The organism is Mammaliicoccus sp. C-M13 (genome assembly GCF_022386845.1).
Classification (GTDB): Bacteria; Bacillota; Bacilli; order Staphylococcales; family Staphylococcaceae; genus Mammaliicoccus; species Mammaliicoccus lentus.
In genome coordinates, this window is record NZ_JAJNHQ010000009.1 from 40779 (window position 1) to 55945 (window position 15167).

Annotated in this window: 16 protein-coding genes; 2 read left to right on the plus strand and 14 right to left on the minus strand. The window is 30.6% G+C overall.

Going from position 1 to position 15167, the window contains the following annotated elements:
- Positions 1-85: 85 nt before the first annotated feature.
- From LQ615_RS08320 to LQ615_RS08345, 6 genes are read right to left on the minus strand one after another with little or no spacing between them, the layout of a single operon-like run.
- Positions 86-1738, minus strand: coding sequence for a glycoside hydrolase family 13 protein (locus LQ615_RS08320; RefSeq protein WP_239704107.1), 1653 nt, complete (start codon positions 1736-1738; stop codon positions 86-88).
- Between the two features lie 2 nt (positions 1739-1740).
- On the minus strand, positions 1741-2757 hold the full coding sequence (locus tag LQ615_RS08325) for a LacI family DNA-binding transcriptional regulator (RefSeq protein WP_016998843.1): 1017 nt from the start codon (positions 2755-2757) through the stop codon (positions 1741-1743).
- Between the two features lie 14 nt (positions 2758-2771).
- Positions 2772-3614, minus strand: a complete 843-nt coding sequence (locus tag LQ615_RS08330; protein WP_064204182.1) for a sugar ABC transporter permease — start codon at positions 3612-3614, stop codon at positions 2772-2774.
- On the minus strand, positions 3614-4882 hold the full coding sequence (locus tag LQ615_RS08335; protein ID WP_016998841.1) for a sugar ABC transporter permease: 1269 nt from the start codon (positions 4880-4882) through the stop codon (positions 3614-3616). The genes LQ615_RS08330 and LQ615_RS08335 overlap by 1 nt, the downstream gene beginning before the upstream one ends.
- A 15-nt stretch (positions 4883-4897) precedes the next feature.
- Complete coding sequence (locus tag LQ615_RS08340; RefSeq protein WP_016998840.1) at positions 4898-6151, minus strand: extracellular solute-binding protein; 1254 nt, start codon at positions 6149-6151, stop codon at positions 4898-4900.
- 37 nt (positions 6152-6188) lie between these two features.
- The gene (locus LQ615_RS08345; protein WP_016998839.1) at positions 6189-7289 is read right to left on the minus strand and encodes an ABC transporter ATP-binding protein; all 1101 of its coding nucleotides are present in this window, start codon (positions 7287-7289) and stop codon (positions 6189-6191) included.
- A 245-nt stretch (positions 7290-7534) separates the two neighbouring features.
- Here LQ615_RS08345 and LQ615_RS08350 point away from each other — a divergent pair, with 245 nt between their 5' ends.
- Positions 7535-7996, plus strand: coding sequence for a MarR family winged helix-turn-helix transcriptional regulator (locus LQ615_RS08350; RefSeq protein WP_016998838.1), 462 nt, complete (start codon positions 7535-7537; stop codon positions 7994-7996).
- Positions 7989-9425, plus strand: coding sequence for a YhgE/Pip domain-containing protein (locus LQ615_RS08355; protein ID WP_016998837.1), 1437 nt, complete (start codon positions 7989-7991; stop codon positions 9423-9425). The genes LQ615_RS08350 and LQ615_RS08355 overlap by 8 nt, the downstream gene beginning before the upstream one ends.
- A gap of 352 nt (positions 9426-9777) precedes the next feature.
- Here the strand turns inward: LQ615_RS08355 and LQ615_RS08360 are convergent, their stop codons facing one another.
- The 8 genes from LQ615_RS08360 to truA all read right to left on the minus strand — a co-directional run bounded on the left by LQ615_RS08360 (position 9778) and on the right by truA (position 15163).
- The gene (locus LQ615_RS08360) at positions 9778-10791 is read right to left on the minus strand and encodes a zinc-binding alcohol dehydrogenase family protein (RefSeq protein ID WP_016998836.1); all 1014 of its coding nucleotides are present in this window, start codon (positions 10789-10791) and stop codon (positions 9778-9780) included.
- A gap of 24 nt (positions 10792-10815) precedes the next feature.
- On the minus strand, positions 10816-11256 hold the full coding sequence (locus LQ615_RS08365) for a GNAT family N-acetyltransferase (protein WP_239703975.1): 441 nt from the start codon (positions 11254-11256) through the stop codon (positions 10816-10818).
- A 30-nt stretch (positions 11257-11286) separates the two neighbouring features.
- Positions 11287-11478, minus strand: a complete 192-nt coding sequence (locus LQ615_RS08370) for a DUF1272 domain-containing protein (protein ID WP_369917425.1) — start codon at positions 11476-11478, stop codon at positions 11287-11289.
- 259 nt (positions 11479-11737) lie between these two features.
- A complete protein-coding gene (locus LQ615_RS08375; RefSeq protein ID WP_016998832.1) occupies positions 11738-12199 on the minus strand; it encodes a DinB family protein in 462 nt (153 codons plus the stop codon).
- Between the two features lie 225 nt (positions 12200-12424).
- Positions 12425-12985, minus strand: a complete 561-nt coding sequence (locus LQ615_RS08380) for a class I SAM-dependent methyltransferase (RefSeq protein WP_239703976.1) — start codon at positions 12983-12985, stop codon at positions 12425-12427.
- A 316-nt stretch (positions 12986-13301) separates the two neighbouring features.
- Positions 13302-13694 (minus strand): 30S ribosomal protein S9, encoded by a 393-nt coding sequence (rpsI, locus tag LQ615_RS08385; RefSeq protein WP_016998830.1) that lies wholly within the window; start codon positions 13692-13694, stop codon positions 13302-13304.
- A gap of 19 nt (positions 13695-13713) precedes the next feature.
- Positions 13714-14151 (minus strand): 50S ribosomal protein L13, encoded by a 438-nt coding sequence (gene rplM / locus LQ615_RS08390; protein ID WP_016998829.1) that lies wholly within the window; start codon positions 14149-14151, stop codon positions 13714-13716.
- A 217-nt stretch (positions 14152-14368) separates the two neighbouring features.
- Positions 14369-15163: a tRNA pseudouridine(38-40) synthase TruA gene (gene truA / locus LQ615_RS08395; RefSeq protein ID WP_070044888.1), complete on the minus strand. Its 795-nt coding sequence runs from the start codon at positions 15161-15163 to the stop codon at positions 14369-14371.
- Positions 15164-15167: the final 4 nt, after the last annotated feature.

The window sequence follows — 15167 nt, forward strand, 5'->3', positions numbered from 1 at the left end:
CATTATCAAGAATTCGTATTAGCTGCATTTAATAATACGTTAATCTATAAAAGTCATGTTATGCATGGATTTTATACTAAGTTATTTATTTTATTTGATACACTCTTGTTTCAAAAGGTTTTAACTTTTGTGTTTTTTCAATATCTCTATAATTATTCAGTAATAAATCATAATATTCAATTTTAAAAGCTTTAGATATATCTGCTTCTTCACTAGTTAAATTACACATTATAATAACTTGATTGTTATCAAGCTTTCTCTTATAAGTATAAATTTGTGGATGATATTCATCTACTAATTCATAAACACCATAATTAAATACATTATTAGATTTTTTAAGTTTAATTAGCTTTTTATAGTAACTTAAAATTGAATCTTCATCTTCTAATTGTTGTTCAACATTTATACTTTTATAATTAGGATTTACATGGAACCAAGGTCTTTCTTTTGAAAATCCTGCATAATCAGTTTGATTCCATTGCATCATTGTTCTCGAATTATCTCGATTTACTTTACTGAAATCATGTAATAATTGCTCTACGTTTTCTCCATTTTCTTTTTTTAATCTAACTTCATTTTTGACTGATACATCATTAAATTCTTCTAATGATTGGAATGGATAGTTAGTCATACCTATTTCTTGTCCTTGATATATAAATGGCGTCCCTTTTTGTAAGAAATAATTCGTCGCATGACTTGTCGCACTTTCATACCAATAATGTTGATCGTCTCCCCACGTTGAAACAAGTCTTGGTTGATCGTGGTTTTCAATAAATAAAGCATTCCAACCCTTACCTTCTAATTGGTTTTGCCATTTGGTCATAACTTCTTTATATCTTTGAATGTCGAACCCTGCATCTTCAGTATTCCATAATCCTAAGTGCTCAAATTGAAATATCATATTAAATATTCCATTTTCAAACCCGACCCAATTTTCAGCATCATATGGAGAAACACCGTTCGCTTCACCGACTGTCATGATATCATACTTATTAAAAGTTTCGTCTCTTAGCTCTCTTAAATGTTCTAAAATACCTGGCCTATTTGTATATCGCTCGAACGCAGGTTTAAAATTCGTTTCATTTTCAGCATATTCAATATCACCATCTTCAAATGATTTTTGAATATGTGTAATGGCATCTACTCTAAATCCATCAATTCCTTTATCAAACCACCAATTAATCATCTTATATAATTCTTTTCTAACATCTGCATTTTCCCAGTTAAGGTCTGGCTGTTTTTTACTAAATATATGCAAATAATATTCATCAGTTTCATTTGTTTTTGCCCATGCAGAACCATTAAAAATACTTCCCCAGTTATTGGGATCTTTATTATTATTTCCTTCTTTCCAAATATACCAATCTCTCTTAGAATTTTTTTTACTGGATTTTGATTCTATAAACCATGGATGTTCATCTGAAGTATGATTTATAACTAAATCTAAAATTAATTTCATACCGAGATCATGCGTTTCTTCTAGTAATAAATCAAAGTCCTCCATCGTACCGAATTCTTCCATTATATCTTGATAGTCACTTATATCGTAGCCATTATCATCATTAGGTGACGTAAAAATTGGAGAAACCCAAATTACATCAATTCCTAAATCTTTTAAATAACTTAATTTCTCTCTTATGCCGTTAATATCACCTATCCCATCGTCATTAGAATCTTTAAAACTTCTTGGATAAATTTGATAACATACAGCTTCTTTCCACCAAATACGCTCTTCCATATTTAAACATTCTCCTGTCTTTTTGTAGATGCTCTTTCTATAATCTCAGTCGGTATAATAGTGTTTTTCTTAATTATATGTGGATCTTCTATTAATTTAATCATGGCTATACCTGCTTCTTCCCCTAAATATTCAGGATGAATATTTACAACTGTTTGGGGTGGCGAAGCAGATTCATTAATGAAAGAATCATTAAATGTTGCAGTCATTACATCATCAGGAATTCTTATGTTGTAGTGATACAAAACACTTAATAAATTTATATTTAACATGCTATCTGATGTAATAATTGCGCTTGGAAATACTTCTTGTTCCTTCATTTTCTTAACGACTTCCATAATTTCATTTCTTTCAGGTCGTGCATTAAAAATATGAAATTCATTAACATTATTTTTTAAGCAAACCCTTTTAAACCCTTCAATTCGATCTATTGCCACTGCATACGAATCTGGTTCAGCAATAAAAGCTAAATGGTTATGTCCCTTATCTATCATAAACTGCGTCATTAATTCGCTCGCTTCAATATTATCGTTATCAATATGAATAATATCTCGTTCTTGTAGTTGCTTGCCTATAACAACAAACGGGAATTTATTTTTTTTAAGTAATTTTATAATTGGATCATTTTCTTTTGAATACAGCATGATAAATCCATCAATAGATTTAGATTTCATTAAACTTTCTACTTCTGCGATTAATTCTTCTGACTCAATCGCAGTGGTCATAATCGTAGAATACGCTCTTTTTTTACATGCGATAGATATGCCCATCAATACATCGGTAAAGAACGGATTTTGAGTCATTTCTTTAGATGCTGTCTTTAAAATTAATCCTATTGTTTTTGTTTTTTGAGTTACAAGTGTTCTTGCAGCTACATTAGGTTCATAACCTAATTTTCGCATAACAGCTTTTACTTTTTTCGATGTATTTTCACTGATGCTTTTATGACCGCTTATTACTCTTGAAACTGTTGAAGGGGCTACATTAGCCTCTTTTGCGACATCTTTAATTGTAACCACAAAACCACTCCTTATTATCCTTTAGTTGCACCTGCAGTTAATCCAGTGACTAAATATCTTTGTAAAAGTAAAAATACGATTGAAATTGGGATTGCTATCATCATAGCACCTGCAGCAAAAACTGTGAAATTATTACCGAACTGGTCATTTATAAAATTAAATAATCCAACTGCCAATGTATATTTTTCGGGACTTCTTAATAAGATTCTAGGTAATATAAAGTCCATGAATGGTCCCATAAAATTAAACAGTGCTACTACTGCTAATATCGGTTTAGCTAAAGGCAACATAATTGTGAAGAATATTCTCATATGCCCAGCACCATCCATTTTGGCTGACTCATCTAATTCTTTTGGTATTGTATCAAAATACCCTTTCACTAAAAACGCATTCATCGGTATTGATCCACCGATATAGATCAAAGTTAGCCCAAATAATGAATCTAAAAGACCGATAGTATTTAACAAGATATAAATAGCTACCATCGCCATTAAAACAGGAAACATTTGAAGTATTAAAAATGCTATTAACCCATATTTTCTACCTACAAATCTATATCTTGAAAAAGCATAAGACGTTAAACCTACAAATATAACTGAAAATAATGCATTTGCAGTCGCAACGATTAATGTGTTTTTATACCAAGTTAAATAATCACTAGAAGGATCTGTTAATAAAAATATATAGTTTTTTAGCGAAGCATCTTTAGGTATCATACTTGATCCATATAAATTTGAACCCGAGTTTAAAGATAATCCTAATGTCCATAATAACGGATAAATAATGATAATAAACATAACAGCCAAAATACTATACATCAAAATAGCTCTTAATATATTTTTGTTTTTCTTATTCATTAAATATCCCCCTCATCTTTAAACGTACTTGTTTTTCTAAATTGTATAAATGCAATTATTGCGATAAATATCCCAATAATTAATGAAATAGTAGCTGCCATATTATAGTTTTGCATATCGAATGTTAAGCGATAAACCCATGATATTAATATATCTGTACTTCCTGCGTTTTGGCCTGATACTGGCGGTCCACCTTTATTAAATAAATATATAAGGTTAAAGTTATTAAAATTACCTGCATATTGCATAATCAATAACGGAGCAGTTGCAAACAAAATATGAGGAAATGTTATGTTTCTAAATTTCTGCCAACTTGAAGCGCCATCCATATCAGCCGCTTCATACCAATCTGATGAAATACTTTGTAATACACCAGTAAATAAAGCAAATACAAAAGGAAAACCTAACCAAACTTGAATGAATATCAAAGCTATTTTCGCCCAAAATGGATCGTTTAACCACGCTGGTGCTATACCTAATAAGGGTTGCAATATATCATTATTTATTGAACCAAAATCATCGTTAAATATTGCTGCAAATATTAAAATAGTAACAAATGATGGTACTGCCCATGGAAGAATCAATACTGTTCTAATTAATTTTTTAAACTTTACCAACGGGTGATTTACAATTATAGCCAACAATAATGCCAACACAATTTGTAAAGTTGTAGCTACTAGTGTCCATACAATTGTCCAAGTTAATACATTAAAAAAAGTTGTCTTCCAAATAGGAACAGTTAATAACGATTTAAAATTATCAAAGCCAACCCATTCTAATAAATTTCTAGGAGGTGCATTATATAAATTATAATTCGTGAAAGCTAAAAAACACATAAATAGTAATGGAAATACTACAACAAAAATTAATAAAAAAATACCTGGTGAAATCAATAAATAAGGGAATGTTTTATCCCATGTTGCAACCATACGTCCTTTACTATCTTTAATTTCGTGACCTCGGTTATATTGTTCGGCGTTTCTATATGCATCGATTATATTTACAACGTAAAGTGTGATAGCAAATGCTATAAGTATGAGGGATATAATCCCTTGCGCTAACAATACTCTTGAATCATCTAGTTTTGGCACTGTACCAAGCGTAAATAACCCCCAAAATCCAATGTTCATAAACTGATAAAAAACACTTATAAAACTAATAAAAAATATAATAAAAATACTGCCTTTTATGTATCTTTTATTATAAAATTGTCCAACACCTGGAATAACGGACAATATCCCAGCTAATTTAGGATTTCTATTCTTCATATTTGACACCTTCTTTTATTTTTTAGATGCATTCATAATTTTCACCTGTTCGTCTATATTACTTTTTGCTTCATCTAATGCTTCTTTTGAATCTTTCCCATTTGACATAAATATCGCTGCATTTCCCATAGGATCCCAGACCTGACTCATTTCTGGAATATTAGGCATTGGAACAGCATTTTGTGCTTGTTGCTCATATGGTCTTAGAAGTTCATTTTTAGATGAAACATCTGTACGTCCTGTAATTTCTTGCATATCGTCAGTATATTTCTGCATGTTCTTTTGATTTGTTAGAAATAATAATAAATCTTTAGCCCAATATTTCTCCTTACTGTACTCTGATATAAACCAACCACGAACACCTAAAAATGGTTTCATTTGTTTGCCATTATCTTTAGGTAAAATCGCTGTACCAAAATCGTCACCTAATTCTTCTTTAAACTCTGAAGTTTGCCATGGACCAGTCACAAACATGCCAACTTTTCCTTCTTTAAATAAACCAACAATGACATCTTGATCTGCTGACTTTGTGATATAACCTTTTTCATACCATGATTGCAGTCTTTTGCCACTTTCTACTACAGCTTTATCATTTACTGCTACATCTGTAGTATCAAACCCGTTATCTTTTTCTTTAAAAATGTATCCGCCTTGTGAAAATAAAAATGGGTAATTAAAGTAAAAGTTTTTAGCATCAAACATGAAACCATATTGTTTTTTATCTTTATCAGTTATGTTTTCAGCAATTTTTTCTACATCTTCCATAGTCTTTGGTGGTGTTTTTACAAGCTTTTTATTATAAACAACAGCCGTTGATTCAACTATTACTGGTAATGCTAATTGTTTACCTTCGTAGTTTAATGCATCTAATGCATCTTTTGAATATCCTTCAAGTTCTTCTTCTGTAAAATCAATTTCTGCTGCCAATCCTTGTAAGTATGCATCTCCTGCTCTATCCTGAGGTTGAAAGAATAAATCAGGTCCTTTTCCAGAGGGGCCGTCTAAAGATAAATTGTCAACTTGGTCATCTTGTGCAGTGTTTTTTAGAATAATTTCTATTCCTGTTTTTTTAGTGTATTCTTTCGTTACTTCTTTATAGAAAGACATTTGCCTATCTCCATCAACCCACATTGTTAACGATTCAGGTTTTGAAGTCTTTTCATCATCATTTAAAGCTTTATCAATATCTTCTTGTGTACGTTTTGGACCACAACTTACTAATAACGTAACAACTAGTATCACTGAGCAAAATTTTATTATTCGCTTCATATGCTCTCCTTCTTTCAAGTGTTAATTTGACACTGATTTAATTTTTTATTTTTTCTCCGGTTTCTTTATCAAAGAAATGACATTTATTTAAATCGATGGCTAATTCAATTTCTTCATTAGGATTTACTACTGTTCTTGCATCTAATTTCGCTGAAAATTCAATGTCACTAAACAAACCATGTATCATTATTTCTGAACCTAATAATTCACTTACTAATACTTTTGTTTTGAATGTTGTATCCCGATGTGCTGATATAAATATTGGTTCATCGTGAATATCTTCTGGTCTTATACCAAATCTTATGTCTTTCCCATCATAACCAGCATTTGTTAATAATCTTGTCTGTCTCTCATTCAACTTAATCACTTGATCGCCTATTTCTAAGTTATCTTGATTTATTTTTGCATCGAAAATGTTCATTGCAGGTGAGCCAATAAATTGAGCAACAAACTCATTTTCTGGCGAATCATACACTTCTCTTGGTGTACCTATTTGCATGATATCTCCATCTTTCAATACAACGATGCGACTTGCCATTGTTAATGCTTCAGTTTGGTCATGTGTTACGTAAATTGTTGTCGTTTGTAGACGTTCATGTAATTTCAAAATTTCAGTCCTCATTTGAACACGTAATTTTGCATCTAAATTAGATAAAGGTTCATCCATTAAAAATACTTTAGCATCTCTAACAATCGCTCTACCTAAAGCTACTCTTTGTCTTTGTCCACCAGATAAAGCTTTAGGCTTTCTCGGTAAAAATTCTTTTAAACCTAAAATTTCTGCAGCATATTGTACCCTTTTGTCTATTTCTTTTTTATTCATTTTTCTAAGTTTTAAGCCAAAAGCCATATTATCGTATACTGTCATATGTGGATATAAAGCATAATTTTGAAATACCATCGCTATATCTCTATCTTTAGGTGCTACATCGTTCATTCTTGAACCATCAATAGAAAATTCTCCATCCGTTATATCTTCTAGCCCTGCTATCATCCTTAATGTTGTTGATTTGCCACACCCTGACGGACCGACAAACACTATAAATTCTTTGTCTTTAATATGTAAATTAAAATCATTAACCACCGTATTTCCTTTATCATAGGTTTTCTTAATATTTTCTAATTTTAAATCGGTCATATGATTCCCTCCGTTAATTGAAATCGCTTTCATCTTTAAATATAAACTTATCATATGTGTAATTTAACAATTTGTCAATGAATTTTACGCAAACGTTTGCATTTATATTTATATGCATATATTAGCTTTATAAATACTTATCTATAATCTAGCGCAAACGTTTGTTTTAATAATGTATTTTATTGTTGCAATTTTAGTTCATAGGGTGTACTATATGAAAAGTAATAAGTACAGGAGGTGTACTAATGGAAAATAATGAATTAAAAAAAGCATTTAACCTATTTCAAGAATCTATTGTTAACATTCATAGCGAAGTAGCAAAAATTTTAAATAAGTCTGGGTTAGATGAAGTAATCTCTAAAGAACAATTTCAAACTCTAAAAATTATTAAAGAATCTCCTAAATGTACATTTAGCTTTATAGCTCAAAGACAAGGTGTTTTTAAAACAGCAATATCGAACAGAATTAATAAACTAAAGCATTTAGATCTTATTTCAATCCAACAAGGTGAAGATAAAAGAGAAAAATCTGTATTGCTAACTGAAAAAGGATTATCTCTTGTTAGTCGTACTGAAGATATAATCTATGAAACTTTTAGTCGTAAATTATCTTCTCATTTCTCTGATCAAGAAATCATCACATTCGTTAAACAGCTCCAAAAAGCAAATAATCTTATAACTGGAAAGGATAATGCTAAACATGTTTGATGATATAAAAAACTTATGGACACATAAATTTATGCTCATTTCTTTAATAGCAATCATGCTTTTACCGCTTATTTATAGTTCTGTATTCGTGGGGTCTTTGTGGGATCCTTATGGTAAAACTGACGAATTAAAAATATCAATAGTCAATTATGATAAAGGCGGCGAAATTAATGGTGAGAAGACGAATATAGGTAATGACGTCGTTGATAAATTAAAGGATAATGATAAATTCAAATGGGAGTTTGTAGAACAATCTACTGCAGATAAACATTTAGAACGTGGTGAATCTTATGCAGTTATAACAATACCTGAAAATACAACTAAAAACGCTGGGTCCATGTTAGATAAATCTCCAGAAAAAATTGATTTAAATATTAAAACAAACCCTGGATATAGTTATACTGGTTCTCAAATTGCAACTAAAGCAGTAACAGCAGTTGAAGATAACCTAAGTAGTTCTATTCGAGACAAATACATTACAGAAGTATTTAATGGCATGAATAAACTTACAGATGGTTATAAAGATACTTCTAAAGCTTTAGGACAAATGTCTGATGCAGAGTCCCAACTTATAGATGGTAATCAACAAGTTGAATCTGGGTTAGAACAAATGGCACCTATGGCCGGAGCTCAAGGAGAGCAACTTCTACAAGGTAGTAAGCAAGTATCACAAGGTCTAAACGAACTACAAGCTAATAATAATAAATTGAAAGATAATATTGATAAAGCTATTAAACAGTCTGAAGGCCAATATTTTAATAAGAAAAATACAGATTCCATCAATAAACCAGTTAAATCAAGTGAAAACGACTTAACTGAAGTAGATAATTATGGTCAAAGTTTCGCACCATATATTCTTGCATTAAGCTTATATGTCGGAGCAGTAGCCTTTGCTGCAGTTTATCCAATAGATAAACGTATGGGAGATTCAACAGGAATCAAATGGTGGTTAAGTAAATTTGTTATTTATTTCTTACAATCTGTAGGTTCAGCACTCGCACTAGCAGTACTATGTCTATATATATTTGATATGGATATCGCCAACCATGGATATTTCACACTGACACTTCTATTATGGAGTTTAGCAGCTTATATGATTGTTACTTTCTTAACTGTAGTATTAGGTAATATCGGTAAATTCTTAGCAATCATATTATTAATTTTACAGTTAGGTTCAAGTGAAGGTACTTTCCCTATTCAATTATCAGGCAAGTTCTTCCAAGACTTACATCCATTTTCTCCAATGAGCTATGTCATTAAAGCATTAAGAGAAAATATATTTAACTTTACAAGCGACGTAACGTACTTACAATCTATGTTGATTATTGGAAGTATTGCAATTGTTTTTGCATTACTATCAATGCTTGTTTATACAATACGTTCTAAATATCCAAACTTTAGACGTAAAGCAAACGAAAACGATTATTAATATAGCTACGTATCCCTATTTAAAAAGAAGCTGGAACATTATAAATGTTCCAGCTTTTTTGATTTTAGGTTAGAAAAAGTAAATTCGTGAGTCTATTTAATCGTAAATCCAACAAGAGAGGATCTATTTGGATTTTCGGCTTAGTTAATCCAACAAAATGGCTCTTATTGGATTTTCGGCGTAATTAATCCAATAACATGCCCTCTATTTGGATTTTCGACTTTATTAATCCAACAAAATGGGCTTTACTTGGATTTTCGACTTAATTAATCCAATAACAATATATTCTATCCAAAAAAGAGCCAGAGATTTATATCTCAAGCTCTTTTTTTAATATATTTCTTAACTATATTTATTTTTCTTCATAGTCTATTACAATTTTACCTATACTATTTCCTTTTTCTATCATTTCATGAGCTTTTGTAATTGTTTCTACAGTTAAGCCTTTTAATGTTTGATAATGTGTTGTTTTAATAGAGCCTCTATCTATTAATTTCATCAATTCACTTAAATATTTATGATGTTGTTTCATATCTTCAGTTTCATATTTAGGTCTTGTAAACATAAATTCAAATGAAAATGAAACACTTTTATCTTTTAATAAATTTAAATCTACTTTATCCATAAAATTAACTAACGCTACAATTTTACCTCTAGGCTTTATCATTTCTGCCATTACTGCAAAGTATTCATCACTATTATGCGTATCAAAAATATAATCTACTTCATTGATACGGTGAGCTTTTAATTCATCTGGTAAATGGTGTTTATGATTTAATACAATATCAGCGCCCATTTTTTCAGACCATCTTCTTGTTTCTTTTCTAGAAGCTGTAGTGATTACAGTTAAACCTAGATGTTTTCCAATTTGAGTTGCTATTGAACCAACACCACCAGCTCCATTAATAATCAGTAATTTCTTCCCTTCATTATCTTCAGGGTTTGTTGATATATTTAACCCTTCGCATAGCGCTTCAAACGCTGTAAGTGAAGTTAAAGGTAATGCAGCAGCTTCTACATTGGATAAATGTTCTGGTTTAATACTTACTAGTCTTTCATCAACGAGTTGATATTCTGCATTAGAACCTTGTCTTATGTTAGATCCTGAGTAGTATACTTCATCTCCAACATGGAATAATTCAACATCATTTCCAACCGCTTCTACAACACCTACTGCATCATAGCCTAATACTTTGTAATCATCGTAGTTTGCCGTTCGTAACTTTGTATCTACTGGGTTAATACTTGCTGCTTTTACATTTACAAGTATATCTTTACCTTCAGCTTTAGGCGTAGGTAAGTCTAATTCTTCAAAACCGTTTTCTTCATTTAAATCAAAGCCATTTTTAAATCCAATTGCTTTCATTTAATCCCCACCTCTTGTTTTATTTTATAAAGGCTTACTATAATAGTTATGATTTTCATCTAAAACCATACCTAATTTTTGATATAGTTTGTTTCCAGCTACATTTGTTTTCTCAGTCTCCAAATACATTATCTCATACCCATTTTCTTTACCATATTGAAATGCTTGGTTCATGAGTTTCTCACCAACGTGTTTACCACGTGCTTGCTCAGTAACAAACAAATCATTAATAATAAGTAGTTGTGACATTTTCATCGAAGAAAGCATCGTATATAATTGTATAAATCCAATAACATCATTTTCTTCTTCAGCTATAAATATAGTAGCATTTTTATTTTTTAAATTATTATACAGAAATGTATTAGCCTGTTCTTTATTAGATTTTTTCCCCGCATGAACACGATATGCATTAAAAATTGGTACAATTCGTGAAATGTCATCTTCGTTAATTTTTACGATATTCAATTGTATATCCCCCTGTTTATCTATAAAAATTTATCTATCACTCATAATTGTGTTTTCATCAGCTTTAAGTTTCGGTCTTACTACAAGTTCGCCACTACATTCTGGGCAAACATAATATAGATTTTCTGCACAATCACGGCAAAAAGTATGTTCTTTAACACAAATAAAAGCATTACTTTTTTCATGGAAAACATAATCGCAATTGTCGCATTTTGTTTTCATTTCCAATACCATCTCTATCACTCCATTATTGTATGTTAATATTGATTATAATTATCATATCATTTTTTAGTATTTAATATTAATATGAAGGTGATTATATTGGAAAAAGAACTTGTCGGTAAATGTAAGATTTGTCAAAAGAATATTTATTGTAACAGTGGTTTTATAGAAGGTATTGTTTTAGAAGATAAGACATTAATTTGTTTTAAATGTACAAAAAAACAGGCTGAGACATAATTAAATGTCTCAGCCTAATTAATTATACACCTTGATCGAGTTTATCCATCATAGTTTTCATCAATTTTATTTGTCCAGTATGGTAATTAGTATGCGTAACACCAAAAGGTATTGTTTCAGCAAAAGTTGTCATATTAGCTAATGGCTCATTTCGTTTACGATCTAATTGGTCATCTACAATATTTAATATTCTGTCTAATTGTGTATTTAAAATACCTTTTAGTTCTTTAAATGTTGGTTCAGCGCCAGTAAAGCTTTGAGGTGAAGTACCAGGTGCAAATGACTTTCCTAATTCAGCCCCTAAAGTATTCTCTTCCTCAGTCGTACCAAAAACAAATGTTTCATTCGCAACTATGATATGACCTAGCTGCCACTTAATATTATTATTAGCCAACTCTAACTGAAAGTCTGCCTCTTTCTCATCAATATCTTTTATAATATTTGATAACATATTATAAGAAATTTCAAACTGTTCTTTTAGCATATAAATCTTCCCCCTATTATTATTTCATTAATATGAAATATCTCCTCATGATTTGGAAGTTAATCAAGTGACTTTCTACTTTATCTTAATATCCTATATACAACATAACTTGTTATAGCATATGTATCAAGAAACAGGCTTTATTCCATGACTGTATAGTGAGTATAATTTTATCGTATATTATTTAACCAATAGTCAATCTAATATATCTAGAAAACTTTTAGCTTATATATTCTTTTCTGCTACAACTATATAAAAAGGCTGATTAGCAATTTTACCTTCTGGATAAAATACATCTACTTTATCAAATCCTGCATCTCGAACTTGTTCTACCATATCTTCTGACGAGACTCTTGGAGCTTTTGTTAAATCTAGCTTTTCTAATTCAATACATAGAAATACGCCTTTATTTTTTAAGACTCTATATATTTCATTTAAAGCCTGCGAAAGTGGACTTACTTCATGCAGTGATATTGATGCAATTGCTCTATCGAATGTTTCGCTACTTAATTGAATATCTTTAAAATCTGATACCAGTGTTTCAATATTCGTAATTTCTTTTTCCTTAGATTTTTTATCTAAATAATTTAAAATGTCTTCATCAAAATCAATTGCAGTTACTTCATCTACGTACTTAGATATTGGAAGACTTATATACCCTACTCCAGCTCCAAGATCTAATACTTTATCCACTTTATTTAGAGAAATAAATGATAGTATATCTTCTACTGGAATTCTTTGTATCGTCTCTAAGTTATTGATTTTCTTTGTTAATTTTTGATTCATTAAAATACCTCCTCAAATAGATAAAACAGAATTTATATATAAATTTAATTATGCTTCTTTGCTTATATCGTGCTTTAATAAAATACTAAAACTTTATCAAAATTTAAATTTAATGCAGTAATTCACCTTTCAAAGATATTAAAGACTTTTTATATCTTTGATTGAATCATATTAACACCAGATATAATACAAGTCAACTTGGAGGTTTAGAGATTTTAATATATTTTATATAATGATAAAAATATTTATTAGTTAAGTATAAAAAAATCCCATAAGCATTTGCTTATGGGATTCAAAATAATATTGGTAAATAATATTAACGTTTTGAGAATTGTGGTGAACGACGAGCGCCTTTAAGACCAGGTTTCATACGTTCTTTCATACGTGGATCACGAGTAAGTAATCCTGCGCGTTTTAATGAAGCACGGTATTCTGGGTCAGCTTCTAACAATGCACGTGCAATTCCGTGACGGATAGCTTGTGCTTGTCCTGTTAAACCGCCACCTTGAACGTTTACTAAAACATCATAGTTTCCTTTAGTTTCAGTTACTTCAAATGGTTGGTTTAAATCTAAAATTAATGATTCAAATGGTAAGTAGTCACGTACGTCACGTTTGTTAATTGTTATGTTACCTTCACCAGGTACTAAACGTACACGTGCTACTGAATGTTTACGACGGCCTGTGCCTTGATATTCAACTTGTGCCAATGTAGTATCCTCCTCTTAATTAACCACGTAACTCGTAGTTTTCAGGTTGTTGTGCAGCATGTGGATGCTCTGCACCAGCATATACGAATAATTTTTTACCTTGTTTTTCACCAAGTTTATTATTTGGTAACATACCTTTGATAGATGTTTCTAATAAACGAACTGGGTTTTTCTCTTTTAATTCACCAGCTGAAATTGATTTGATTCCGCCTGGGTGATTTGAGTGACGGTAGTAAATTTTATCTTGTTCTTTGTTACCTGATAAGTAGATTTTGTCAGCATTGATAATTATAACATTATCTCCTGTATCAACGTGTGGTGTATAAGTTGCTTTATGTTTACCGCGTAAGATTGATGCGATTTCTGATGATAAACGACCTAACGTTTCTCCTTCAGCATCAACAACAAACCATTTGCGATCGATGTTTGCTTCATTAGCCATAAATGTTTGACGCATTATAGTGTCCTCCTAAATTTTAAAAAAGTTCTGGTCAAGATGTATGAATTCGCCTGTACCAAAGAAAATACATACATCTTATATTCCGTTATCTGATTCCTGCTTCTATATCTTAAAACACAATAAGATTCCGGGGCTTATCGTGGTGGTGATATAAAACAATACCGTTAACTATAATATAATTTATTTCGCTTTTTGTCAATTGATTTCAAACAATTTATATAGAGTTTTTCTTATGAATGTGAATGTGTTCTCCAAACTCTTCTTTGAGTTCTTCTTCGCTAAGATAAATTCTTTCTAAGTATAATCCATGTGCAGGTGCTGTATGTGGCACTTTATTACGATCTCTTTCTTCAAGTAATTTATGAATTTCCTGACCGCTTCTTTTCCCTTCACCTACAAGAATTAAATAAGCTACCATAACGCGTACCATATTATATAGGAAACCAGAACCTGTCACGATAAATTCAAAGCCTTCTTCCGTTTCTACAACTTCACTTTGATAAATTGTTCTTTCTTTGTTTTTTACTTCTGTCTTTTGTGAACAAAAACTTGTAAAATCATGTGTCCCTAAAAATGATTTAGCTGCTTCGTTCATTGCGTTTATATCGACCGGTTTCTTTTGTTGTACTTTTGTATCGTGTTCAAATACTTTTCTAGCTTCGTCTATATAAACTTTGTAACGATATTTTTTACCTACACAATGATATCGACAATGAAATGTATCACTGATTTGTTCTACGCTTTGAACATATATATCTTTTGGTAAAGCAGAATTAAATGCATACTGCCATTTATCTGGGGCGATATTCAAATCTGTATCAAAATGAAAATATTGTTCTATAGCGTGAACGCCTTTATCCGTTCTACTAGAAGGATGAATTCTAACAAATGTACGGTGCATTCTTTTTAGAATTCTTTCAAATTCATATTGGACTGTTCTTTCATGGTGTTGTATTTGAAATCCCATGAATTGTCCTCCATGATATGAAATTTTCACTAACATCCTCAAAATA

What these genes read in the sequence shown, in the direction of transcription:
- LQ615_RS08320 (WP_239704107.1), bottom strand. Translation starts at nt 1,738, where the DNA reads ATGGAAGAGCGTATTTGGTGGAAAGAAGCTGTATGTTATCAAATTTAT.
- LQ615_RS08330 (WP_064204182.1), bottom strand. Translation starts at nt 3,614, where the DNA reads ATGAATAAGAAAAACAAAAATATATTAAGAGCTATTTTGATGTATAGT.
- LQ615_RS08335 (WP_016998841.1), bottom strand. Translation starts at nt 4,882, where the DNA reads ATGAAGAATAGAAATCCTAAATTAGCTGGGATATTGTCCGTTATTCCA.
- LQ615_RS08340 (WP_016998840.1), bottom strand. Translation starts at nt 6,151, where the DNA reads ATGAAGCGAATAATAAAATTTTGCTCAGTGATACTAGTTGTTACGTTA.
- LQ615_RS08345 (WP_016998839.1), bottom strand. Translation starts at nt 7,289, where the DNA reads ATGACCGATTTAAAATTAGAAAATATTAAGAAAACCTATGATAAAGGA.
- LQ615_RS08350 (WP_016998838.1), top strand. Translation starts at nt 7,535, where the DNA reads ATGGAAAATAATGAATTAAAAAAAGCATTTAACCTATTTCAAGAATCT.
- LQ615_RS08355 (WP_016998837.1), top strand. Translation starts at nt 7,989, where the DNA reads ATGTTTGATGATATAAAAAACTTATGGACACATAAATTTATGCTCATT.
- LQ615_RS08360 (WP_016998836.1), bottom strand. Translation starts at nt 10,791, where the DNA reads ATGAAAGCAATTGGATTTAAAAATGGCTTTGATTTAAATGAAGAAAAC.
- LQ615_RS08370 (WP_369917425.1), bottom strand. Translation starts at nt 11,478, where the DNA reads ATGAAAACAAAATGCGACAATTGCGATTATGTTTTCCATGAAAAAAGT.
- LQ615_RS08375 (WP_016998832.1), bottom strand. Translation starts at nt 12,199, where the DNA reads ATGCTAAAAGAACAGTTTGAAATTTCTTATAATATGTTATCAAATATT.
- LQ615_RS08380 (WP_239703976.1), bottom strand. Translation starts at nt 12,985, where the DNA reads ATGAATCAAAAATTAACAAAGAAAATCAATAACTTAGAGACGATACAA.
- rplM (WP_016998829.1), bottom strand. Translation starts at nt 14,151, where the DNA reads ATGCGTCAAACATTTATGGCTAATGAAGCAAACATCGATCGCAAATGG.